General features: G+C 65.3%; 15 protein-coding genes. 1 reads left to right on the plus strand and 14 read right to left on the minus strand.

Features of this window, described 5'->3' with window-relative positions:
- Nucleotides 1-7 precede the first annotated feature (7 nt).
- Nucleotides 8-928, plus strand: a complete 921-nt coding sequence (gene rfbD, locus WS45_RS15130) for a dTDP-4-dehydrorhamnose reductase (RefSeq protein WP_059700650.1) — start codon at nucleotides 8-10, stop codon at nucleotides 926-928.
- A 9-nt stretch (nucleotides 929-937) separates the two neighbouring features.
- Here the strand turns inward: rfbD and WS45_RS15135 are convergent, their stop codons facing one another.
- From WS45_RS15135 to WS45_RS15200, 14 genes are all read right to left on the minus strand, one after another.
- Nucleotides 938-1,615: a GNAT family N-acetyltransferase gene (locus WS45_RS15135; RefSeq protein ID WP_373559428.1), complete on the minus strand. Its 678-nt coding sequence runs from the start codon at nucleotides 1,613-1,615 to the stop codon at nucleotides 938-940.
- Nucleotides 1,615-2,943 (minus strand): aminotransferase class I/II-fold pyridoxal phosphate-dependent enzyme, encoded by a 1,329-nt coding sequence (locus WS45_RS15140; protein ID WP_059700652.1) that lies wholly within the window; start codon nucleotides 2,941-2,943, stop codon nucleotides 1,615-1,617. Before WS45_RS15140 ends, WS45_RS15135 begins: the two co-directional genes overlap by 1 nt.
- Nucleotides 2,944-2,988: 45 nt before the next feature.
- Nucleotides 2,989-3,903, minus strand: coding sequence for a UDP-3-O-acyl N-acetylglycosamine deacetylase (locus WS45_RS15145; protein ID WP_156437189.1), 915 nt, complete (start codon nucleotides 3,901-3,903; stop codon nucleotides 2,989-2,991).
- Complete coding sequence (locus WS45_RS15150) at nucleotides 3,900-11,513, minus strand: type I polyketide synthase (RefSeq protein ID WP_156437190.1); 7,614 nt, start codon at nucleotides 11,511-11,513, stop codon at nucleotides 3,900-3,902. Before WS45_RS15150 ends, WS45_RS15145 begins: the two co-directional genes overlap by 4 nt.
- A gap of 2 nt (nucleotides 11,514-11,515) precedes the next feature.
- Entirely contained in the window at nucleotides 11,516-13,048 is a 1,533-nt protein-coding gene (locus WS45_RS15155; protein ID WP_059700653.1) for an LTA synthase family protein, read from the minus strand.
- Between the two features lies 1 nt (nucleotide 13,049).
- Nucleotides 13,050-13,871 (minus strand): SDR family NAD(P)-dependent oxidoreductase, encoded by an 822-nt coding sequence (locus tag WS45_RS15160; protein WP_373558348.1) that lies wholly within the window; start codon nucleotides 13,869-13,871, stop codon nucleotides 13,050-13,052.
- Nucleotides 13,872-14,945: 1,074 nt separating this feature from the next.
- Nucleotides 14,946-16,421 (minus strand): glycosyltransferase, encoded by a 1,476-nt coding sequence (locus WS45_RS15165; RefSeq protein ID WP_059700654.1) that lies wholly within the window; start codon nucleotides 16,419-16,421, stop codon nucleotides 14,946-14,948.
- 15 nt (nucleotides 16,422-16,436) lie between these two features.
- Nucleotides 16,437-17,522, minus strand: a complete 1,086-nt coding sequence (locus tag WS45_RS15170) for a CgeB family protein (protein ID WP_059700655.1) — start codon at nucleotides 17,520-17,522, stop codon at nucleotides 16,437-16,439.
- Nucleotides 17,503-18,843: a glycosyltransferase gene (locus WS45_RS15175; RefSeq protein ID WP_059700656.1), complete on the minus strand. Its 1,341-nt coding sequence runs from the start codon at nucleotides 18,841-18,843 to the stop codon at nucleotides 17,503-17,505. The genes WS45_RS15170 and WS45_RS15175 overlap by 20 nt, the downstream gene beginning before the upstream one ends.
- Nucleotides 18,840-19,790: a polysaccharide deacetylase gene (locus WS45_RS15180; protein ID WP_082721938.1), complete on the minus strand. Its 951-nt coding sequence runs from the start codon at nucleotides 19,788-19,790 to the stop codon at nucleotides 18,840-18,842. The genes WS45_RS15175 and WS45_RS15180 overlap by 4 nt, the downstream gene beginning before the upstream one ends.
- A 26-nt stretch (nucleotides 19,791-19,816) precedes the next feature.
- On the minus strand, nucleotides 19,817-20,323 hold the full coding sequence (locus WS45_RS15185) for a hypothetical protein (protein ID WP_059700658.1): 507 nt from the start codon (nucleotides 20,321-20,323) through the stop codon (nucleotides 19,817-19,819).
- Between the two features lie 41 nt (nucleotides 20,324-20,364).
- Nucleotides 20,365-21,477, minus strand: a complete 1,113-nt coding sequence (locus tag WS45_RS15190) for a glycosyltransferase (RefSeq protein ID WP_059700659.1) — start codon at nucleotides 21,475-21,477, stop codon at nucleotides 20,365-20,367.
- Nucleotides 21,474-22,643: a nucleotide sugar dehydrogenase gene (locus WS45_RS15195; protein WP_059689028.1), complete on the minus strand. Its 1,170-nt coding sequence runs from the start codon at nucleotides 22,641-22,643 to the stop codon at nucleotides 21,474-21,476. Before WS45_RS15195 ends, WS45_RS15190 begins: the two co-directional genes overlap by 4 nt.
- A gap of 157 nt (nucleotides 22,644-22,800) precedes the next feature.
- The gene (locus tag WS45_RS15200; RefSeq protein WP_156437180.1) at nucleotides 22,801-24,189 is read right to left on the minus strand and encodes a BNR repeat-containing protein; all 1,389 of its coding nucleotides are present in this window, start codon (nucleotides 24,187-24,189) and stop codon (nucleotides 22,801-22,803) included.
- Nucleotides 24,190-24,227 lie beyond the last annotated feature (38 nt).

The following is a 24,227-nucleotide window of genomic DNA, read 5'->3' on the forward strand; positions in this document are numbered from 1 at the left end:
CGGCACTGTGGGACAGAAAAAATCGCCCGAGCAACGGACCATCCTGCTCACCGGCATCAATGGCCAGGTGGGATTCGAACTGGCGCGCAGCCTGCAGGGTCTCGGCAAGGTGGTCGCGCTCGATCGTGGGGAGCTCGACTTGTCGCGCCTTGATCAGGTGCGCGACGTCGTGCGCAACGTCGGGCCGGACATCATCGTCAACCCGGCCGCCTATACGGCCGTGGATCAGGCGCAGAACGACATCGCGTTGGCCACGCGCCTGAATGCGGAGGCACCGGCCGTGCTCGCCGAAGAAGCGAAGCGCATCGGTGCGGCGCTGATTCACTACTCGACGGACTACGTGTTTGCCGGGACGAAGAACGGCCCGTACACCGAGGACGATCCGGTCGATCCGCAAAACGTGTACGGCGCGACCAAGCTCGCGGGCGAGCAGGCGATCGCGGCATCGGGATGCGCGCACCTGATTTTCCGTACGAGTTGGGTGTACGGCACGCGCGGCAAGAACTTTCTGTTGACCATGCTGCGCCTCGGCGCCGAGCGTGACGAACTGAAAATCGTCGCGGACCAGATCGGTGCGCCAACCTGGTCGAAGACGATCGCCGCGCTGAGCGCGAACGTCGCCGCGCAAGCTATCGGTGCCGCCATGAACGAACGGGACGGACAGCACGAATGGTGGAACACGCATTCGGGCGTCTATCACCTGTGTGCGGCCGGCTCAACTTCATGGCATGGATTCGCCGAGGCGATCTTCCGTCTTTCGAATCTGTCGAAAAAGCCGTCGCTGTCGCCCATTCCGGCCAGCGCTTATCCGACACCCGCGTCGCGCCCGGCCAATTCCCGCATGTCGAATGCAAAACTGGCGGAGCACTTCGGCTTGTGCGCGCCGCACTGGGAAGCCGCGCTCGAACTGTGCATGAAAGAGATGTGATGCGCGCCGTCAGCCGCGACGCATGAGCCGCATGCGTACCGAATCCAGCTCGGCCGGCAACTGTCGCGAGCGCTGACGCGACCGCGTCAGCGCGACGAAGCCGAGCCGCTCGTACAGCGCGCGGGCGCGCGCGTTGCGGGTCAGCACGTCGAGCACGATGTCACGGCCGTCGTCGTCCGGCAACGCACCGCTCTCGAGCGCGTCGCGCAGCAGTGCGGTGAAGATGCCCGCGCCGCGCCGCCGCTCGTCCGTCGCGCAATGCGCAATCAGGATCTGCGCGCGCTTGGGCGCCGGAATCTCCGTTTCGAGCACCAGCCCGCGCAGCAGCTGGCCGATCGTGCGGCGCACGCCGAAAAAGCGCGTCAGGGCCCACACGACGTGAACGTCGTCGAACATCGTCCGGCGCCCGTCATGGATGGCCATCACGGCATGCACGGTGCCGTCGGCGCCGACCGCGACCCGATGCCTGCGCCACGAGAACCGGCCGTGACGCGACCGGAACGCCTGTTGCAGGAACGCAATGCAGCGCGCGTCGCTTTCACCGAGGAAGAAACCGAATTCGCCGACGCCGGACGCAAACACGAGCGGCGCACATGCCGCCGCATCGTCCGCGCATGCGGCGCGAAACGGCGTCGACGCACCGGCTTGCGGCACGTCGAAGGACGGCGCGAGCGCCGCGGCGGACATCATGCCGCCCGCCCCGCCAGGCGGGCCAGCACATCGACCGTCCGGCTGATCTGCCCGGGCTCGTGCGTCGAGCAGATGAAGAACCGCAGGCGCGCGGCCTTCTCCTCGACGGCCGGATAGAAGATCGGCTGCACGTTGATCCCTTTGTCGAACATCGCGTTGGCCCACTGCGCGGCTTTCAGCGAACTTCCGGTGATGACCGGCACGACCGCATACCCCGCGCTCGTGCCGGTGTTCAGCCCCGCCGCGCGTGCCTCGGTCAGGAACTGCCGCCCGCGCGCCTGCAGTTGCGCAACCCGCTCCGGTTCGGCCTGCAGGCGTTCGAGCGCGGCCAGCGACGCTTCGGCCAGCGTCGGCGCGAGCCCAACGCTATAGAGAAAGCCCGGCGCGAGATGGCGCAGCATGTCCACGAGCGGCTGACAGCCGGCGATGAAGCCGCCGCAACCGGCCAGCGTCTTGCTCATCGTGCCCATCCACATGTCGACCTGATCGGGCGCGACCGCGCAATGTTCGCGGATGCCCTTGCCCGTCGCGCCGAGCACGCCGAGCGAATGCGCTTCGTCGACCAGCAGGAACGCGCCGTGGCGCGTCTTCACGTCGACGAAACGCTGGAGGTCCGGGAAATCGCCATCCATGCTGTACAGCCCCTCGGTCGCGATCAGCACGTGCCGGTATTCGCGACGCACGCGTGACAGCAGTTCGTCGAGCGCCTGCCAGTCGTTGTGCGCGAAGCTCAGCCGTTTCGCGCCGCTCAGCTGCGCACCCTGCACGATGCTGTTGTGCGCGAGCGCGTCGTGGACGATCAGGTCGCCGGGGCCGAACAGCGCGCCGATCACAGTCACGTTGGTCGCGTGGCCACTCACGAACGCGACACAATCGTCAGTCTCGTAAAACGCGGCCAGCGCCCGCTCGAGGTCGCGCTGCACCGGACGCTCGCCCGCGACCATCCGGCTCGCGGACGCCGACGTGCCATAGCGGTCGATCGCGGCCTTCGCACGCTCGGATACGGTCGGATCGCCGGCGAGACCGAGGTAGTTGTAGTTCGCGAAGTTCACGTATTCGCGACCGCCGATCTGCGTGGTCGCGCCTGCAACGCCATCGTGCACGCGGAAGAACGGCGAGTCGACGCGCAGCTTCTCGCCCATCTCGCGCATGATCCTGACCTGCTGATATTGCGGCATCGATTCGAAACGGCTGCGCGCCGACGCGGCCTGCGCCGCCGGCGTACCGGGCACGCCGGGCGCCGCGGCGGCTTCCGTCGCGCGCTCGAGTTGCCGTTTCAGGGCTTTCGCCGCCAGTTGCTGGCGAAGGTGTTCTCCGAGTGCCATGTCTTGGGTTCCGGGCAGTCCGTCCGTTACGTCATTGCGTCCGCGTTACGCGGATACGTCGACCCATTCGTACGCGTCGGGCGTACCGAGCAACGCGCTGAGGAGTCGGTAGTTCATTTCGTGGGTGGGGCGATGCGCGGTGACGCGCCCAAGCAGCGGCGAGCCCGAGAGCGCCAGATCGCCGACGAGATCGAGCACGCGGTGACGCACGAATTCGTCGGGCGCGCGCAGTCCGCCGATCACGTGATTGCCGATGATCGACGCCGTGCACGACGGCCTCGCGCCGCGCAGGATCGGCGTGCCCGTCAGGTAGCCGACGGCGATCGCCGGCACGGCCCACTTGATCCGCCCGTACGAACGCGACGACGAAATCTCGCTGGCGAACGTCCCCGGCGTGAGCTCGCCGTCCCACTGCATGTCGCCGAACCCCTTGAGATCGTCGCGCACGCTGAATTCGTATCGCTCGGCGGGCTCGACGCGCAATTCGCGCCGTGACGCGCCCTCGCCGTCGGCCACGCTTACCGCCTTCAGCACCCGGAGAAAGCGCTTCGAACGCCGCAGTTCGGCACGGCCGCCGGCCGCGATCGCGTCGATCCACGGCCGCGCGCTGCCGTCGAGAATCGGCACTTCTTCCGCATCGAGTTCGACGATCGCGTGATCGATCTCGCAGGTCAGCAGCGATGCAAGCAGGTGCTCGACCGTACGCACGCCCATGCCGTCGTCGGCACGCAGCATCGTGCAGAGCGGCTGCGCGCGACGCACCGCCGGGCCAGCGGCAAGCATCCCCAGTTGATGATCGCCGCGCATGCGGCGAAACACGATCCCGTGCCGTTCGTCCGACGGCGTCGCGGGCAGGATCCGCACCTGGACCCGGCGCCCGGTGTGCAGACCATGTCCGGTCATCGTCACCGGCCGGGCGACCGTGCCTTCGCTCGCCTGCCACCCCTGCGGTGCTTTCACCCGGCATGCACCGGCGTCGACTTGCATGTTGCTGCCCCCTGGTTTTTTTCGTGATCCTGATGACGTGCGAGCGTCGCCCGCGCCTCATCGCCCAATGCATGCCGCGCGACCAGCGCTTGCGCCAGCTCGTCCGATGCCGCGGCCTTTCCGTCGCCGTGCCGATCGTCGAGCAACTCGACGATGCGCTCGGCCAGCGTGTGCACCGTCGCGCCTTCCGCGATCGCCATGATCGACAGCTTGACGCCGAAGGCCTCCTCGACGGCCATGCCGAGCTCCATGCCCATCAGCGAATCCATCCCGAGATCGAGGACCGACCGGCCGGCATCGACGCGCTCCGGCGACATGTGCAGAATCCGCGCGATCTGGCCGCGCAGCGCCGTCTCGACGAGCGCGACCGCCTCGGCAGGCGGCAGCGCACGCAACTGTTCCAGCAACACGCGATCCTCGCTCGACGTCTCGGCCGCTCCCCCCGTCTGCAACGCCGTGTAACGGCGAGCGTGCGCGGCCGGCATGCCGCGCGAGATGGCGCCCCAATCGAGGCGCACGACGGCTTCGCCGGCAGTCCCTTGGGCAAGCGCGCGCTCGAGCGCGGCCATCGCTTCGTCCGACGTGATCGACGCACCGCCGATCCGCGACTGCAACGCCTCGCGCGTGCCGGCGTTGCGCGCGAGGAAGCCGACGTCCTCGATCGGCCCCCACGCCATGAACAGGCCCGGCTGGCCGGCCGCGCGACGATGCGCGACCAGCGCTTCGAGAAAGCCGTTGGCGGCGACGTACGCACCCTGCCCCGGGTTGCCGAGACAGGTCGTCGCCGACGAATACACGACGAAGAAATCGAGCGTGCAACGCTGCGTCGCGCGATGCAGGTTCCATGCGCCCGCCACCTTCGGTTCGAGCACCGCTGCGAAGCGTGCGTCGTCGACGTTGCGCAGCAGCCCGTCGTCGATCTGCATCGCCGAATGCAGCACGCCCTTGAGCGGCGTTCCGCGACGCTCGATCTCGTCGACGAGGCCGTCGAGCGTCGTGGCGTCGGTCACGTCGCATCGCGCGACCGACACGTCGGCGCCGAGCGTGTCTCGCCAGCGGTCGGCTTCGGCCTGCATTGCCGCGCCCAGCGCGCCGCCGCGACTCGCGAGCGTCAGGTGCCGCGCGCCGCGCTCGATCATCCGGCGCGCGGTCGCGAAGCCCAGCCCGCCGGTGCCACCGACGATCAGGTATGCCGCCCGCGGGTCGAGCCGCAGCGTCGGCACCGCGACGCCACGCGTCGGCGCCGGCGTGCCCGACGGATAGGTGACCAGCACCTTGCCGATCTGGCGCGCCTGCTGCATGTAGCGGAATGCTTCCTCCGCACGTGCGGCCGGGAACGCGCGGTATGGCAACGGATGCAGCACGCCGGTGGAGAACAGGCTCATCACTTCCTCGAACAGTCGCGTCGTCAGCGACGGCAGCACGCCCATCAGCTGATCCGCGTCGATGCCGAAATAGCTGATGTTGTTGCGGAACGGCCGCAGGCCGATCTGGCTGTTCTCGTAGAAGTCGCGCTTGCCGAGTTCGAGGAAGCGGCCGAACGGACGCAGCGTATCGATGCTTCGCACCATCGCTTCGCCCGCGAGCGAATTGAGCACGACGTCGACGCCTTCGCCGTGCGTGCGCGCACGGATCTCGTCGGCGAACGCGAGGCTGCGCGAATCGAACACGCGGTCGACGCCGAGCAGGCGAATGAACTCGCGCTTCTCGTCGCTGCCCGCAGTGGCGAAGACTTCCGCGCCGAGATGCCGCGCGATCTGGATCGCCGCGATGCCGACCCCGCCCGCGCCGCCGTGCACGAGCACGCGCTCTCCGCGTCGCAGTCGCGCCAGTTCGCACAACGCGTAGTACGCGGTGAAGAAAGTCGTCGGAACCGTGGCGGCCTCCTCGAACGACATCGTGTCGGGCTTGCGTGCGATCGCTGTCGCGCGCGTGACCACACGCGTCGCGAACGATGCCGGTGCGAAACCCAGCACCGCGTCGCCCGGTGCAAACCCTTCGACGTCCGCGCCGACCCGCGCGACGCGCCCCGACATTTCCATGCCGATCGTCGCGCCCGCGAAGCCCGTCTCGACGGCTTCGTCGGACAGCAGCCCCATCGCGTACATCACGTCGCGGAAATTGAGCCCCGTCGCCATCGGCTCGATCTCGACCTCGCCGGCGGCGAGATCGCGTGCCGGCATCGCGAACCATGCGAGGTTGCGCAACGAACCCGGCATGTCGAATGCGAGCCGCGCCCCCGTCCGGTCCGATGCGCTCGACGGCGCATCGTCGCGCTCGGCCGCCTGCGCGGCCGGCAGCATGCGCGGCACGTAGCGGCCCTGCGGCGCAAGCAGCACTTCTTCCTCGCCATCGTCGCCAAGCAGCGCCATCGCAAGCTGCGACGCCGGTTGTTCGACGGCGCGATCGACGTCGATCAACCGGAGCGGCAGCGTGGGATACTCGTTTGCGATCACGCGGCCGAGGCCCCACAACGTTCCATGCTCGGGGTGTGACGACGCGCCTGCGGCGAACGGCGCGCCGCCACGCGTCACGACACACAGTCGCCCGCGCTCCGTCGCGCCGGCGGCATCGAGATCGCGCACGATCGATGCCAGCGCGAGCGCGCCACCGTGCTGCGCGCGCATCATGGCCGCACCGTCGGCGGTGTCGAGCGATGCAAGCGGCGCCACGAACACGACATGCGCCGGCTGCCCGGCCGGCTGACGCGCCGACCATGCCGCGGCGTCACGCACCGCTGCCGCCTCGACGCGGCAGCCCAGCCGCTCGAGTTCGCCCGCCAGGGCGATGCCGAATGCATCGTCATCGTCCTGCACGATCAGCCAGTGCGCGCCGCCATGCTGCACCATGCGCGCTCGATCCTCGTCCCGCGATGTGCCGGCCGCCTGCTCGCGGGCAGCCGGCTTGCGCGCGACGACGAACGTCGGCATGCCCTCGAGATCGAGGCCTTGTTCGGTATCACGCACCACGTCGACTAGTCCGGCGCGTTCGCACATCGACTCGATCGCGCCAGGCGCCAGCGTGCCGTACGCGCAGGCAGCGCCCGCGCCACCCGCCGTGCCGAACACGATGTCGGAGAAGCGGCTGCGGCGCGCATCGGCGATGACGACGAGCCCGCCCGGCGCGAGCCGTTCGGCGATCGCCGTCAGCGCGGCGAGCGGATCCGGATGATCGCCCAGCATCCGGTTGACGATCACCACGTCGAACGGCGTGGTATCGCGGCATTGCGAGAACAACGGCGCGTCGGTCGCGAACACCAGCGTCCGTACGTGCGCATGCGCTTCCGCATCGAACCCGGCGAGCTGCTGCGCCGTACCCGCCAGCAGGTATTCGCAGCGACCGGCCGGCACGTCCACGTCGAGCGGCTGCAACACGTCGCCGCTCGCGGCACCGAACTCCAGGACACGCAAGCGGCGTGCGTCCGGCCACGCCGCGACGGCCTGCGTCACGCAGGCGGCGAGCAGCGCGCGCGCATGCGCCCAGGTCGGCGATGCATCGAAGAACTGCTCGACCAGACTGCGCCCGGTCGACGACAGCAGCGCGCCCTCGGGCGACGTGTCGCGCAGCACGCGCGGCAGCGCCGCGCCGACGTGCGCCAGCAGCGTCAACTCGGCGACATGGGCCGGCGATGCGGCCAGCACGTCGCGCCACAGCGCGTCACGCGCGGGCATCGACGCGCAGGCTTCGTCGTCGCGAACCAGGCGATCGCCTTCGAAGCGCGCCAGCCCGTCCTCGACGACGATTTCCGCCAGTCGCGCGACCTGTTGCGGATGCGTGTTCGTCAGCAGCGCCGGCTGGGCGAACACGCCGAGCGCATCCAGCGCGTCGAGCGCATGCAGACCGGCAAGCACGTCGAGCAGCGGCAACGTTTCGGTCAGATGCTGCGTGCGGCGCGCGAGGTCCTCACGCGCCATGACATGCGCGTTCGCACGCTCGACGAGCACGCCCGGCGGCGGCAACGCGTCGGCCGTGTAACCGGCCGGCAGCGGCCGTGCCTCGAGCACGTAGGCAAAGCGCGCGGGCGCGCCTTGACGGCGCCCGGCGAGATCGACGCGACGGAAGCGGCACGCGGAAAGGCGCGCGACGATGTTGCCGTTTGCATCGATGAATTCGAACGACGCGACGATCGAATGCGGGCTGCGGCGATGAATGCGCGCCAGCACGCGACGAATCGCTTCGCCGCTCAGGAAATCGACACGACCGATCTGCACGGGGACAAACGCCGAATGCGCATCGTCCGGCGCGGCACCGACCTGCGCCAGCACCGCGAACAGCGGATGGAAGCCGCTGTCCATCAGCGCGGGATGCAACAGATAGTCCGATCGCGCATGCTCATCGGCAAGAACCGACGGCACATCGAGCTCGGCAAGCGCATCGTCGCCCGACACGCGCAGCGACCGCACCCACCGGAACGCGGGCCCGTAGCTCAGGCCGATCGCCGTCGTGCCCGCATACAGCGCGTCTCCGGAAAGCGCCGGACGCGACTGCAGACGGGTGACGACGGACGCATCCGGCATGCTGCACGCATCGAGCGTATTGCCGCTTTCGAGCAGGCGTCCCGTCACGTTCAGGTTCCACGGGCCGTCCGACATCCGGTCGCGTGTCTCGATCGTAAACGACGCGGTGCGCACGTCGATCGCGAACCGGAACAACTTCGCGTGCTGCGGCTGGAACACGACCGGCATGCGGATCTCGACGTTCTCGATGGCCGCATCCGGTGTGCCGAAGAACCTGCGCGCCGCCGCGAGCGCCATTTCGACATAACCGGCGCCCGGGAACGCGACGCCGCCGTCGACCACGTGATCGGCAAGCATCGGCACGCGCTGCGGATCGAGCTGGTTCTCCCACGCGAACGCATGCTCGTGCAGGCGATAGCCGAGCAGCGGATGATCGACGCGACGATTCACGAGCCCGTAGCCCTCGACGCTCGGCACGAGCCAGTAACGCTCGCGCTGCCACGGATAAGTCGGCAGCGCGGCGTGCGGGACATCGGGAACGAGGCGGTCGAGATCGACGCGCGCCCCCTGCGCGACCGCCGACAGGATCGCATGAGCGAGCATGTCCGCGCTGTCGTGCTGACGCTTGAGCGTCGGCACGACGACGCCCGGCGCGACACGTGCGGCAAGCGTCTGCTTCACGTAAGTGCGCAGGATCGAATGCGGGGCGATCTCGACGAACACGCGCACGCGGTCGTCGGCCAGGCGCGCAATGGCGTCGCCGAAACGGACCGGCTCGCGAATGTTGCGCCACCAGTAACCCGCGTCGAGCGCGGTCCCCGGCAACGTGTCACCGGTCACCGTCGACACGAATCGCGTGTGCGTATCGCGCGGCGCGAGATCGGCCAGCCCGTCGCGTACGACCGGCTCGATCGCATCCATGCGGCTGCTGTGGAACGCGTAATCGAGACCGAGCATCTGATAGAAATGACCGGCGTCCGCGAGCGCCGCACCGATTGTTTCGAGCGCGGCTTGCGAACCTGCGAGCGTCACCGAGTCGGGGCTGTTGGTGCCCGCGATTTCAATGGCCGCGGCGAGATCGAGACGCGCGATCCAGTCGCGCGCCGCGGCTTCGCCGATGCCGGCCGCCGCCATCCTGCCCGCGCCGCGCGTCAGGCCCTGGGCACCGCTGCGAATCCGGATCACGCGCACGGCCTCGGCGAGCGTGAGCGCGCCCGACACCCAGGCCGCCGCGATCTCGCCGACACTGTGGCCGACCGCCGCATCGAAGCGGATGCCGCGCGCGGTCAGCACACGCGTGATGCCGACCTGCATCGCGAACAGCAGCGGCTGCGCGTTCTCGGTCGCGGCGAGCCATTCAGCGTCGACACCTTCGCACATGACGTCGACGAGCGATGCGTTGCCGTCCGCGCGCCACAGCGCATCGACTTCGTCGAGCGCCGCGCGAAACACCGCATCCTCGGCATAGAGCCGCTTGCCCATCCCGGCCCATTGACAGCCGTTGCCCGCGTAGACGAACGCGACAGGCGCGTCGCCTTCGATGGCCTGCCCCTGCACGGCGCATGCCGGCAACCCTTGCTCCGACGGCTCCGCAAGCGCGGCGAGCGCCGCCAGGCCTTCAGCCTGATCCGCCGGCGCGACGACCGCGCGATGCTCGAGCCACTGGCGACGCCGTGCGGCGGCCGCCGCGAGTGCGGCCCAGTCGGCACCCGACTGCAGGCGCGCGAGATGGCGTGCGGCGACGGCTGCCAGCGCGGCCGGCGACCGTGCGGTGAGGACGAGCGGCGGCAACGGAGCATCGACCCTTGCCGCCGAATGCGCGACTGGCGCCGGCGCCGCCGCTTCGGTGACGACGACGTGCGCATTCGTGCCGCCAAAGCCGAATGAATTGATGCCGATGGTCAGCGGTGCATCGCCGCGCGCGAGCGGCGTGAACCGATCGACCACGCGCAAGCGGCCGCCTTCGAAATCGATGCCGGGGTTGGGCGTGTCGAAATGCAGCGAACGCGGCACCGCGCGGTGCTTCAGGCACAGCACGGCCTTCAGCAGACCGGCCATGCCCGATGCCGTTTCGAGGTGTCCGATGTTGGTCTTGACCGAACCGATCAGCAGCGGATCGGATTCCGGCCGGCCGCCCGACACCGCGTCGATCAACGCGCGCGCCTCGATCGGATCGCCGACCGCGGTGCCCGTGCCGTGCGCCTCGAGATACGCGAGCGTGCGCGGATCGATGCCCGCGCGCCGATACACGGCGCGCAGCAGGTCTGCCTGCGTCGCGGCTGCCGGCACGTTGATGCCGCCGTGCGAATGGCCATCCGAATTCACGCCCGATCCGGCGATGACCGCGTGGATCGTATCGCCGTCTGCCACCGCCTGGTCGAGCGGCTTGAGCAGCACGAACGCCCCGCCTTCGGCGCGCACGTAGCCGTCGCCGGTCGCGTCGAACGCGCGGCAGCGGCCGCGCGGCGACAGCATCGACGCCTTCGAAAAACTGACGAATCCGAACGGATGCAGCAGCAGGTTGACCCCGCCGGCAAGCGCCATCGCCGTCTCGCCGGACTGCAACGCGCGGACCGCCTGATGCAGCGCGACGAGCGACGACGAGCAAGCGGTGTCGACCGACATGCTCGGGCCGCGCAGGTCGAACAGGTAAGACACGCGGTTCGACGCGATGCTGAGCGTGTTGCCGGTTGCCGAATACGGATCGATCGTGTTCATGTCGTCCATATTGCGGTTGCCGTAATCCATGCCCGCCACGCCGACGAACACGCCGCAGTCGCGTCCGCGCATCGCGGCCGGACGCACGCCGGCGTCTTCGAACGCCTCCCACGCGAGTTCGAGCAGCAGCCGCTGCTGCGGATCCATTTGCGCCGCCTCACGCGGCGAGATGCCGAAGAATTCGGCGTCGAAGCCCGCGACGTCGTCGACGACGCCCGCCGCGAACGTGTAGCTTTTTCCCGGCTCCCGTTTCGACGGGTGCCGATAGAACGCCGTGCCGAACCGGTCCGGCGGAATGGCGGTCACGGCATCGCGCTCGTCACGCAGCAGTTGCCAGAAGTCGTCGGGTCCCTCAACCCCACCGGGAAAGCGGCAAGCCATCCCAACGATTGCAATTTTCTTTTCCATCATCACGCTGGCGTCTGAAGCATCCCGGTCGGCGAAGCGGCGCGAGTGCAATCGACGTGCACCATCGCGCGCTGTATCGCGGCACCGAGACTCTCGACGCGAAGGTTTCGGTGCTCGCCGAAATCGTTCGCGAAGTTGCGCCAAATAAAGTAATCGCTATTGGTCGGTTCGGTTTCGAGCGCGTCGAACACCGAAGTCAGCGCGGGAACGTGATCGCCGTAAAAGCACAGCACGGTCGGACGCTCCCGCTTGCGGAGATAATCAGTCAGCTTGCCGATCATGCCGTCGGCATTCTCGACGTGTCGAAGATAGGCGGTCAGGTCGCGCCAGCGCGCGTCGTCGCCGAGCGTATGCCGCGCGTCGGATTCGCCCGGCCCGACCGGTTCCAGATGCAGCGGGCCGTGGTTCTCCATCGTGATCGCAAACGCGAACACCGGCCCGTCGCCGTCCTCCTGGAGGGCCGCGATGATGGCATCGGCCACCGGGCCGTCTCCGATATAAGGCCCGACTCGCGCCGCACCGCCGAAATCCCGAATATCCAGAAAACGGTCGAAATGCATGAACCGGAATGCCCGGTTGCGCCCGAAGAAATCGGCGTGATACGGATGAATCGCGAGCGTGCGATATCCGCCTCGCTTGAACCAGCCCGCCAGCGATGCACATGCGCGGCGCACATACATGTACGGATAAAAGCGCGAATAGCCGAGCGCCGCCGACGGCAATCCCGTCAGCATCGCGAATTCGCTGCGCATCGTATTGGCGCCCCAGGCGGGAACGTCCAGGCTGCCCTGCGTGAATGCCTCGCGGCGGGCGCGATCGAAATTCGCGTACGGCTCCGCCGACACGCATGCGCCGAGGCGACGCGCGTCGAAATAGGATTCGCTCTGGATGACGATCACGTCCGGCGTGCTGTGCGGACGGCCACCGGCGAACGGCCCTGCGTCGACCGCGCGAAAGAACGCGTTGCGCTCCGCACGCCGCAGCCCGTTGACGAGGTAAGCGACGAATGTCGCGAAGAAACCCGTCCGACGCTGGTCCGTCATCGGGTCGAGCGTCAGCGGCACGCGACGCGACAGCGCGACACAGACCGGCGCGCAAGCGACCGCGATCAGTGCGGCGGCGCCACGCGCCATCATGCCGGCCGGTTGTTCGAGCAGAAACCCGACCGTCGCGACCGCCACGGTGGCAACGATGCCGAACACCTTGCCCGCACTCAGAAACGGCAGATAGAGACGCGGATGAGCGAAAACCTGGCTGAACAGGCTCAGGTCCGTAAAGACGAAGGGCTCGCGCAGGGATTCGTATTTTGCGTTGCTGATGACGGCCAGCAACGCGATTAGCACGAGGGCGACGGATGCCGAGAAAAGCGGCCGTGCCGTCACGGCGAAAGTCGCGCCCGCCACGATCGCGAACGCGCAGACATGCAGAGCGATCGCCGCCGGCGAACGGACGAACGACGCGCGCGGATACGCGATGGCCTCTACGAGAAACGAGAGTGCGGCTGCCGCAGCCGCGAACGCGAATCCGGGCAGCACGTCACGCCTTCCCGCGCGGGAGATAGGACAGACGACCGAGAATGGCATCCGCCAGCGTGGCCGGCAGCAGGCGCAGCAACTTGATGCCGAAGGCAAGACTGAACGGAAAGGCAATTTCCACGCGGCGTCGCGCGAGGCGCTTCTTGATGTAACCGGCAGCCTTGTCCGCACTCCACATGAACGGCTTGCTGCCCGGGAAGACGTCGCTCATCGCCGTGCGGACAAAGCCCGGCATCACGACCGACAGGCCGATGCCCTCGCGTGCGAGGATCGGGCGCACGGAATCGCAGTAAGCGACCAGCGCCGCCTTGCTCGCGCAGTAGGCGGGCGAGATGGCCATACCCCGCAACGCGGCGAGCGAACTGACGACCGCGATCTGCCCGCACCGGCGCATGCGCATCCGGTCGATGGCCGGCAGCACCGCATGCAACGCGCCGTACAGGTTGGTATCGACGACATCGGCGGTGCGCGCCATGTGCTCCCAGTCGTCCGCGGACTGCAGCGTGCTGGCCACGCCTGCATTCGCAATCATCAATTCGATTGGATACCGCGTATCGAAATCGATCATCCAGTCCTGGACGGTGGCCGAGTCGCGCACGTCCATGCAGCCGATCACGACGCGGGCGCCGCGCGCACGGCACTCCGCGGCGACGGATTCCAGCCGCGCCGAATTTCTGCCGATCAACCCCAGCGTGGTATCGGGCGCGGCATAACTCAATGCCAGCGCACGTCCAAGCCCGGCACTGCTGCCGGTTATCACGATTGCTCGTGGCCCGCTTGCGCTCACCTGCCCTCCCCGGTTGCGAATATTGCTGCTTTCCATCGTTTTAAACAGACTTTGTTTTTCAGCGGTGTCTGGTTATCGATCTTCAAGCGCGAAGCGCTGCCTGATATTTCGATCAAGCAGCAGACAACATTATCGATTTATTGCGTTCGATTATTTCGTATGATTTGACTACGTCCGCGACACATCACGCATTGGCACGGAACATCGATGTAGCGATGTGCGACCGCCCGAATCAGGGTTGCGAAAAAATGTGCGGGCCATGCTGCGAAACGACACCGCATGGAAATTTGCGTGACGCGAAAGGTTGTTGGCCACAAGCTTACAACGCGCCGACGCGATCATACATCAATATTAATATTCGAGTAATACCTTGCATGTTACGACCGCTTACGCCGCACACGCTCTCGCCGATCGGGACCATGCAAAACACGAAACTCGCATTGCTTGCAATCGTCAGGCACCGGTCGCACGCCGATCCGCGAAGTGCAAACATCGGAAAAAACTGCCGAACCTTTTCACTTGACCGTCCGGTAGCGGTCCATTCGCACGACGTTTTAGTCGCGTCGAATGCCGATGATCGCATCACCGTTCGGCCGGCTGCATGCGGCAATCCTGCAAGCCGTTGTTAAAGTTGCCTGGCCATTCGTCAGACATGAATCTCCGACTTGGCGGGTTCGATGAGAGACTGTCTGGTGGCATTCTGCCCCGTCCAATTGGGACGGACAGAATTCCTCGAATCTTCTTTGCAAATCTTGATGATCCTTCGACTCGCTTGATTCGCCGGGTCACGTATGCAAATCGTCAGGCGACACCTCCAGATCGGCGCCGGACCGGAGACGGGAGCGAAGCCAGGCGGCCGCGCCATCGGTAAAAGTGAACGCACGCCCCGATTCGATCGAGCGAGCACCGCCGGTCAACGCGTCGACGGCCTGCGGCATTCGTCACACAACATCGTTCGTGATCTTGCGCTCCCTCGTCGTGCAAATACCTGCGTTTCTTTCGATGCTGACAATCAGCTTTACGGACCATATGCGAGAAAGGAAGGCACCCTTAACAAATCGGCAATCCGTGCCCGCCATTCGGGTCGATTGGACTGCGCTCACGCGGAAATCACGATTGCACGCGGGCACGATGCTCTTGCCACGACCAAAAGAGAACCATACCGAAGCCGACGCAAACCGTTACGTTGAGCGGAATCAAAACATAGTTCTTCTTCTGAATCGCCAGAAAAACCGTCATGAGTGAATAGGCGAACGTGGCGATTTCCCCGGCCAGCAGAACGGCATTGATGCGAGGCTTCGTCGAGCGATAGGCTTCCTTGCCTTTTGGCGTGCGATGAAAGCCGCTATACACGCCGAAAACCGCACGCACGCCCCCCGCGAAGTAATACCAGGCCATCGGCAAAAACATCGCGATATAAAGGTAGGTATCCCATACCGTTTTCAGAACACTCGGCTTGTCGTCGAATCTCGCGCCCTTGCGCGAACCGAACGCATTCGCAAGCGCCCAGATTGCCACCAGAACGAAAAAGGCGAATGCGCCGAGATGAATCCCCTCGCCGTCGAAATGCACCAGACAAGTCAACGGCATGCTGAGCAGTATCAGCACATAGATCGAAGCCAGCAGCACGGACGAGAACATCACCGAGATCGCGTGCATCCGCTTCATCAGCGGCATGCTTTGCGACAGCATTTGTCCGACATGCTTGAACCCGCTGTGGATCAGGCCGCGCCCCCAGCGTTCGCGCTGAATGCGAAACGCGCTGATGGTCTCCGGCAGCACTGACATGGAAACGACCTCTCGCAGATACGCATACTTCCATTCGCCGAACTGCGCGCGATAGCCCAGGTCCACGTCTTCGGTGACCGTCGACGCATTCCAGCCGCCCAGCGCATCGACGCACTCCTTGCGCCACACACACGAACTGCCGCTCAGCGACGCCATGTCGCCGTCCTCGCTCAGCCCCACCGTCACGTATTGCTGGTGGCCCATTTCCATGGCCTGGAAGCGTGTCAGGAACGACGCGTCGCGATTCTCGTAGCCGATGCCGGTCTGAAGGAAGCCGAGCTTCGGATCGGTGAAACACGGAATGGTCTTCAGCAGGAAATCCGCAGGCGGCACGAAGTCCGCATCGAAGATCGCAAAGAACTCGCCGGACGACTGCTGGATGCCGTTGACCAGGTTGCCGGCCTTGTAGCCCGTTCGCGACTGACGCTTGATGAGCCGGATGTCGATTCCGTCGGCGGCGTAGCGATCGACCTTCGCCCGCGCGAGCTTCGTCGTCGCATCCGACGAGTCGTCGAGCACCAGGATCTCGATCTCGTTGGACGGATAGGTCAGGCGGCAGGCCGCGTCGATGAGCCGCTCGACCATCTCGGACTCGTTGCAGATCGGCAGCAGCACGCTGACCCGAGGATGAAACCCATCTTCGGAGATCCGGACGGGCTGCGCCAGGTCGGTCAGCTTGCGCCGTTCGACCTTGCGGGAAATCAGCAGCACGCGCAATTCGAGCAGCACGTACAGCGCAAAGTAGAGCACCACCAGCAGGAAGACCAGCTGGGCAGCGTAGGAAAGCAGCGCGAGCATCGTGACCACTTCCCCTCAAATCTTCACGACGGCGCAGATTTCTTCCAGCCGGTGCGCCCACGTATGGTTCTGCCGTACGTAGCGTGCGCCTGCCTCGGCCCGGTCCAGATCATCCTGCGACGGGCCGTGCCGAAGCCGCGAAAACAACTCCCGCGCCTCGTCATGCGTATCGATCACGTGGCAGAACTCACGGAAATACCGGTCGACCGCGCAGCTCGCGTTGGTCACCGCGATGCCGCCGCACGCGAGAATCTCGAGCAGGCGCCGCGAGAACATCGTCTCGGAGCCCGTCACCGAATTCACGTTGATCGAGATCGCATGGGACTTGTACACCTGCGCGGTTTCCCGATGCGGCACCTTGCCGTGCACGCGCAGCCCGTTCCGCTTCGGATAGCGGAACTCGAAGAAGCGCGACAGGCGATCGTGATTGCGATCGAATACGTTGAGCTGCAGATCGCTCTGCTCGCAGGTGTCGAACACCATGTCGAGAAAACGGCGACGTTCGTTCAGGATGCGCCGGTAATAGCTGCCCGTGAAGCACGCTTCGTTGCGAACGAAATTGAAGCCCGAGAAATTGTGCGACGCCGGCTGATACGGCATCACCAGCGTGTTGACCGGCACGTGCGCGGGCACCTGCTGCCGATATCGGGCAAGACATGCCTCGTCGGTCGTGAACACGTAGTCGAACACCTTCGCCACGTCGATGAACGTGTCGAAGAACGCGCCGTCGTCCTTGTTCCAGAATACGGTCGGAACGCCCGCGCGCCTGGCGAAGTCGACCAGGCGAAAGATCGCCGTCGGCTTGCTCAGCCGCATCGGCGGCGACTGTCGCGCCAGCTCGTAGCGCCAGCTCCCGTCCACGCCGTGAAACGCCGATTCCACGAGCACGAGATCCGGTTTCCAGTTGCCGATCACGTCCGCGTAGTTGGCAGGCGTCATGGTGCGCACGCGACATTCCGCCGACAGGCAGTCCGCCGTGAAGTAATCGGTGACGAGCGCAATCTTCAGGCGCCCGAAGCGTCCGGCCTGCTCCACATCCTCCGCAACCGTCGGATAGTCGTAGACCAACGAACCCAGTTTTCTAATGACCCTGCCGACCATTTAACCCCTCACCCTGCGACATTGGCAGTGCGTTCATGACAAATTCGCGCCAGCGGCGCTGTGTGGCCGCGTATTCTCTCGCCTGGCCACGGAGCGCCGCGAGCGTACCGCGATCGGACAGCGCCGCATCGATCACCCGTGCCAGGTCGATCCCATCGCCGGCCTTGAAAAACCAGCCAGCCGGGCTCGGACCCATTTCGTCGCGAAACACCGGCAGATCCGGCACGATCACCGGCTTGCCCATCGCGAGCGCTTCCACGAGCTTGATCGGCGGCACGATCTCGCAAACCTTGAACGGCTTGCGCGGGATGCACACCAGTGCGCAACGACCGAGCGTCCGGCGCGCCTGCTCGGGCGAGGTCCGGCCCAGAAAGCGAATCTGCTCCGACAATCCGAGGCGCCGCACCTGCGCCTCCAGTGCCGGCCGTGCCTCGCCTTCTCCGACGATCTCGACCCGCACCGCGCGTCCTTGCCCGCTCAACCGGCCGACCGCATCGATCAACGTGTCGAGTCCTTCATAGCCGATCAGCGAGCCTGCATATCCAATCGTGTCGGCGTCGATCTCCTCGGGCGCCGCGGGTGTAAACCGTTCGGGATCCACACAATTCGGCAGCAGATGCATCCGATCGCCGGCAATCCCCCAGCGATCGCGCGCGAACCGGCCCAGTTGCGCCGAGATCACGAAAAGCTTGTCCGCGTGCCGGGCCACCAGCCCCTCCAGCTGCAGCCCCTGCGCGAACCCCTGCCGCCTTTCGTATTCCGGCATGCGCGAGATGCGCGTCAATTCCCACAACCCGCGCATCTCGTACTGGAACGGAATGCCCAGTTGCCGTGCCGCCAGCAGGGCCGGCAACGCGTTCACGTGATTCGACGCCGCGTGGATCACCGACGCGCGATGCTGCACGGCCACGCGCGCGATGACGGGCGCCGCCTGCAACGCATACATCAGCACCGGCCGGTTGTTGAACGGCGCGCTCGCATGCAGATACCGGACCTCGCTCACCTGCGTCTCGCTGCCGGCGGCGTCGGTCAGGCGATCCGCGCGATCGCCGGGATAGCCGGGCCGCGTCAGCGGATGCACACGACCGCCCGCAGCCGCCAATGCGCGCACGACTTCGTGCGTGCGCGTCGTATAGCCGCTCGTGTGATACGGCAATGCGCTCGCCGCCACGTACAGCATGCTGTCCGGATCGCCGACGAACGGCACGCCGCGCGAACGCTGCTTCAACTTGCGCTCGAGCACATGCGCCGTCAGTCGACGGCTCATCGCGAGCAGCGGCTCGGTCAACGCCGTCTGCAACGAATCGAGCATCGTGCTCATGCTTTCGCCGCCCTGGCCGCCTTCAGTTCGGCACGGGCGAGATCGGTCGTATGCGTGGTCCGGATCCTGCCGCGGGCCTGCAAGTCCAGGAATTCCGACGTCGTGATCACGTCGTAGTCCTTCGTCAGGCGCGCCAGGAGTTTCCGGTAGCCTTCGACACGCTGGTCGTCCCGATAGGTCGCATGCCCGTTCTCGTCCCAATACAGCAGCGACCACGAATGAAGCAGGAAAATCGAGAACGTCGGACTGCCGCTGAACGCGTCGAGCAGCAGCTTGCCCCACCACGGACGAAACCGGAAATACGGCGATTCAGGATAAGTCAGGCGTGCCCACCATTCTTCCTTGCCGACCTTCGGCAGGATCTTCTTTTCCGTCATCGGCACTTCGATCACGCCGTTCGACCACTGGAACGGCAGATTCGTGGGCTCGCTGTAGTTGCACTGCCCGGCATGGACCGCGCACAGGGAATTGTTGAACGAAAGTTGTACGCCGGTGGACTTCAGCGCCCGGATCGTCGACGCGTTCCAGCGAAACGAACCGGCACGGTGCGCCAGCACCGGCTTGCCCGTTTCCGCCGAAATCAGCCCGCCGAAGTGACGAATCACGAACTCCGCGCGCGCATCGTCCGTGTATTGATTCATGTATTGCGGCCGCCGCGCAAGGCCGTGCTCGGCCCAGAACGAGTCCGGCAGGTATTCCGGATGCGTATGCAGTTGAACGTCCTGCCCCGCGGCATCCAGCCGGCGCACGACCTCCTTCGTTTCGTCGAGATACGCATACGCGCCGCACTGGTCCACGAAGAACACGTGCTTGACGCCGAACTCGTCGCCGATGGAAGCCATTTCGGCAACCCCTGCCCGCCCCTTCTCGTGCACACCCCACATCAGCCGTTTGACGTGATCCTCCGTGGCGCGCTTGGGCAGCGCCTCGGTATCCACCGTCAACATGGCATAGCGATTTCTATCCATCATGTTCAGTTCACTTCCACCAATGCCTTCCAGTCGGCGTCGCTGGCCTGCGCCGCGGCCGGCGGCACGATCCGCGCATCGCGATAACGCCACGCGAGATAGGCGCGCTTTCTTTCGCGATACGAACGATCGTCGCCGCTCAATTCCGGCAGGTATTCCACCAGCCAGCCCAGTCGCGAATAGAAGGCGAAATCGGCCACGTCGGTCACCAGTACCGGCGCCAGCGCATCGTTGCCTTTCAGGCGCGCGGAAAAGCCTTCGCACGCACGGCGCAGTGCATCGCGCTCCGTACCCGGCGCCCAGATCAGCAGCGTGTTCGCTTCGGCCGAAACCGGCGCGTGCTTCAGGGTCGGCAGCCACGGATAGTTCGTCACGTGAGGCGTAATCACACCCAACGTGGCCAGCACGCGCCTGATGCCGCGCCACGCGCGCTCCTTCAGCGTGGCAGGCGGCTTCCCGGCGAGCAGGTCATGGCGCGTCAGCAACGTCCAGTCGGGCTTCGCCGCCAGCATGCGCAATTCGTGCCTCAAGGCCCGGGTTTGGTCGATGATGCTCAATGCGTTCGCCTCTTGTCAGCAATCCTGGCCATGATCTCGTCCGCCGCGAGCGATGCGCCGTTCATCGGCACCGCGCACCGCGCGGGCGCCGCTTCGTGCAACATGCCCAGCAGCGCGTCGACAGCCGCCTTGCGCTCCTGTTCGGTCTCGCAAGCCGACACGACAGCCGGCATCGCGTCGGCGACCATCCGCGCGCGGCGAACCTGATCGTCCACCAGTTGCGCGTTGGGCACCAGCAGCGCGGGCACGCCCGACTGCACCAGTTCGCAGCAGGTGTTGTAGCCCGCGGCGCCGACAAAGGCATCGAACGCACGCAGATAGCGCGCCAACGGGTAGACCGAGATCGGCAGCACACCGGCCGGCAATTCGACGTCGCGCACCGAGATGGGCGCCCGCGCCCAGACCACCTGGAACCCGGCCGCCTCGAACGCGGCGATCAGTCCGTGCCCGATGCCGGCGACATCCTTCAGGTTGCCCGGGCCGAGAGAAAAGAGGACGAAGCGGCCGGCCTGCGGCAGGCCGAGCGCGTTTCTCGCCGCTGCGCGGTCGAGCAACTCGTCGTCCTCCAGCAGGCAGACCGGTGGCACCGACAGCCGCGTGCCGCCGTTCGTCAGCGACGCGCGTGCTTCGGTCGCACCCAGTTCACCCGGCTGGATCACGAGATCGAACAGCGCTTCGTCCACCGGCACCGTCTTGGTATCGGCCTTGAGCAGCCCGCGATTGGACCACACGAGGACGGGCGATCCATACATTTCGCATGCCGTCAGCAAACCCTTGAAGGGCCACGTTCCGTCAAATACGACCGCATCCGGGCGAACCCGCTCCAGCATCAGGCCCAGCCGCACGGCCAGTTCGCTGTTCCAGCCGAACGTCGAGCTCGACGACCAGTAATGGGAAACGAAATAGTCCGCCTCGAATCCCATCTCCTCGATGATCTCGATCGCCGACGCCAGCGAAAAGAAGAACGGGCGCGCGCGGCCCCGCAGGCGACGCGCGTACGCGAGGCAACGGTTCAGATGGCCCATGCCCGAGCCGTTCACGTTGAAGAACAGGATGCGCGGCAACGCGCTCGCCGCGCGCGCCGGGTGACCGGACTCCTGGCCGATCATGCGTCCCCGCCGAACAGGTCGCGCGTGTAGACCTTGCCTGCGACGTCGGTCAGATCGTCGGTCAGGCGGTTGGCAACGATCACGTCGGCGGAGCGCTTGAATTCAGCCAGGTCGTGGACGACCGACGAGTTGAAGAACGTCGATTCGTGCAATGCCGGCTCGTAGACGATGACCTCGACGCCCTTGGCCTTGATGCGCTTCATGACGCCCTGGATGCTGGACGCGCGGAAATTGTCGGACCCGGCCTTCATCACGAGGCGGTAAATGCCGACGACCTTCGGCTTGCGCTTGAGAATGCTCTCGGCGATGAAGTCCTTGCGTGTGCTGTTCGACTCGACGATCGCACGAATCAGGTTCTGCGGGACGTCGCGATAGTTGGCCAGCAGCTGCTTCGTATCCTTGGGCAGACAGTAGCCGCCGTAGCCGAAGCTCGGGTTGTTGTAGTGCGCGCCGATGCGTGGATCGAGACATACGCCGTCGACGATCTGGTGCGTGTCGAGACCGTGCTGCGCGGCATAGGTGTCCAGTTCGTTGAAATAGGCCACGCGCATCGCCAGGTACGTATTCGCGAAGAGCTTGATCGCCTCGGCTTCCGTGCTGCCCGTGAACAGCGTCGGAATATCCTGCTTGATCGCCCCCTGCTTCAGCAGACCGGCAAACGCTTCGGCTCGCTCGGAACGTTCGCCGATCACGATCCGCGAAGGGTGCAGGTTGTCGTACAGCGCCCGGCCTTCGCGAAGGAATTCGGGTGAGAAGATCAGGTTGTCGGTGCCGAGTGCCGCGCGCGTACGCTCGGTGTAGCCGACCGGAATGGTCGACTTGATCACCATCACCGCCCGCGGGTTGATCGCCATCACGTCGCGGATGACGACCTCGATCGAGCGGGTGTTGAAGTAGTTCGTGTCCGGATCGTAGTCGGTCGGCGTGGCGATCACCACGTAGTCGGCGCCGGCGTACGCGTCTTCCTTGTCCAGCGTCGCGCGGAAGTTCAGGTTCTTGTGGCGCAGGTAGTCCTCGATCTCGGCATCCTCGATCGGCGACTCCTTGCGGTTGAGCATCGCCACCTTCTCGGGGACGATGTCGAGAGCCACGACTTCATTGTGCTGCGACAGCAGGACGGCGTTGGACAGGCCGACGTAGCCTGTGCCGGCGATAGCGATTTTCATGCGTGTTTCTCACAGGCAAACACAGGAACTTTCATCTCTTATATCTACCTTTAATTTCATTGGCTGCTTGATATGAGCAGCCGAAAATAACGAATCCCGAGCTCCGGATCGGGCGAGCATCGTGCCGATCCGACACCCACGACAGACCAAAACTCCATCAAGGCGACCTACGGTCCGTATGCAAGATCAGATCTGAAGTGAAATTGCACGGGACGGCGGCGTTATCACAGTTTCGCGGCTTGTCCCGGTTATCGGCCGGCAAGCTGAACCACGTCACGACATGACTTTCCTTCGATTCATGTGCCGCCATATTCTCGAATCTCACCACCTGGACGTTGGGCACTGCGCCATTAGGTGCCTTCACCTTCCGGACAGCCGGAGACGGACTCCATACATTGGGAGAAAGCGCCTCCGCCACCTTCATCGATTTATCGTCGTAGACGAGTGTCTTGGCGCCGATTTCCGGCTGGCTGACCTGTTCGATCAGGTGGCCATCACTCACCTTCACGCCCGAGAAGTTGATTTCACCCTTGATGGTGCCTCCGCCCCTCGGATCCCAACGGAAGGTCCATTGCGTTGCCGGCGCCGTTTTCCAGATTCCGTTTTCAAGGCGGGCATGGAACAGTTGCGTCGCCCCCTTTGAATCGAACTTCAAGTATGAGATGACGGGCCGCCCGGCCTCATCGAACCCCAGCCGGATGTTATTCAACAGGCCGCTTCTTTCTGGGATCTCGTCCACGACTTCCGCCGTCCTGGGTGTAATCGGCAAAGGAATGACGTCGCCCGCACTGTTTTGCCACGTCTTGAGGTCACGACTCTTCGCGTAATTCACGTTGAAGTTCGTTTCGACGAAGTAATTTTCCCGCCAGACCCACGCAACGTGGAAGAAGCCATCCGGACCGCAAACGTAATTCGTATGGTACGCATTCACGGGCTTCTTTTCGGAAGTGGGGGCAAAAATCGGGCGATTTGTCCAACGCACCCAACCGGCGTTATCGAACCGGTTGATAAATTCCTCGCCGTCTCCGCTGTGCCCGGAGCGGTACGAAAATCCCAATGCACCATCCATGAACCGGAAAAAATAGGGATACGTCGCCTGCACCTCGTCTGATCCGATCATCGGCCGCACCGCTTCAAGGCCCGCCAACTTGTCCGGAGCGTCCATTCGTGCATATACAAGCGGTGAGGCGTGCATATTCCCGGAAACATGAAGGCGATTCGACTTGTCGAGCGCAAGGACGATCGAGTTGTGGGCATCCCACCCGCCAAAGCGCGATGCAACCCTCGTCTTCGCCACCTCCCCGGTGCATTTGTTGACCTGTGCAACCGACAACCATCGATCCGCGTCGTAGTACGAAACATAAATAAATTTCTTGTCTTCCAGCGCATCGAATTTGACACGCGAAGCGCCCCACACCCGATCTATCGTCAGATCCGGTGACATCCCCGCACACTTCGCATCAGTGGCCTCGGCCGCCCACGATGCCGAAGCTGCCGCGACACTCAGCAAGACCAGCAATCGAACGGCAAACTGCTTCGTTTCCAAGGCCACCTCCTCTCCGAATTACCCCAAGCCGCACCGTA

Origin of the sequence: Burkholderia sp. RF2-non_BP3 (genome assembly GCF_001522185.1) — a bacterium.
GTDB classification, from domain to species: domain Bacteria; phylum Pseudomonadota; class Gammaproteobacteria; order Burkholderiales; family Burkholderiaceae; genus Burkholderia; species Burkholderia diffusa.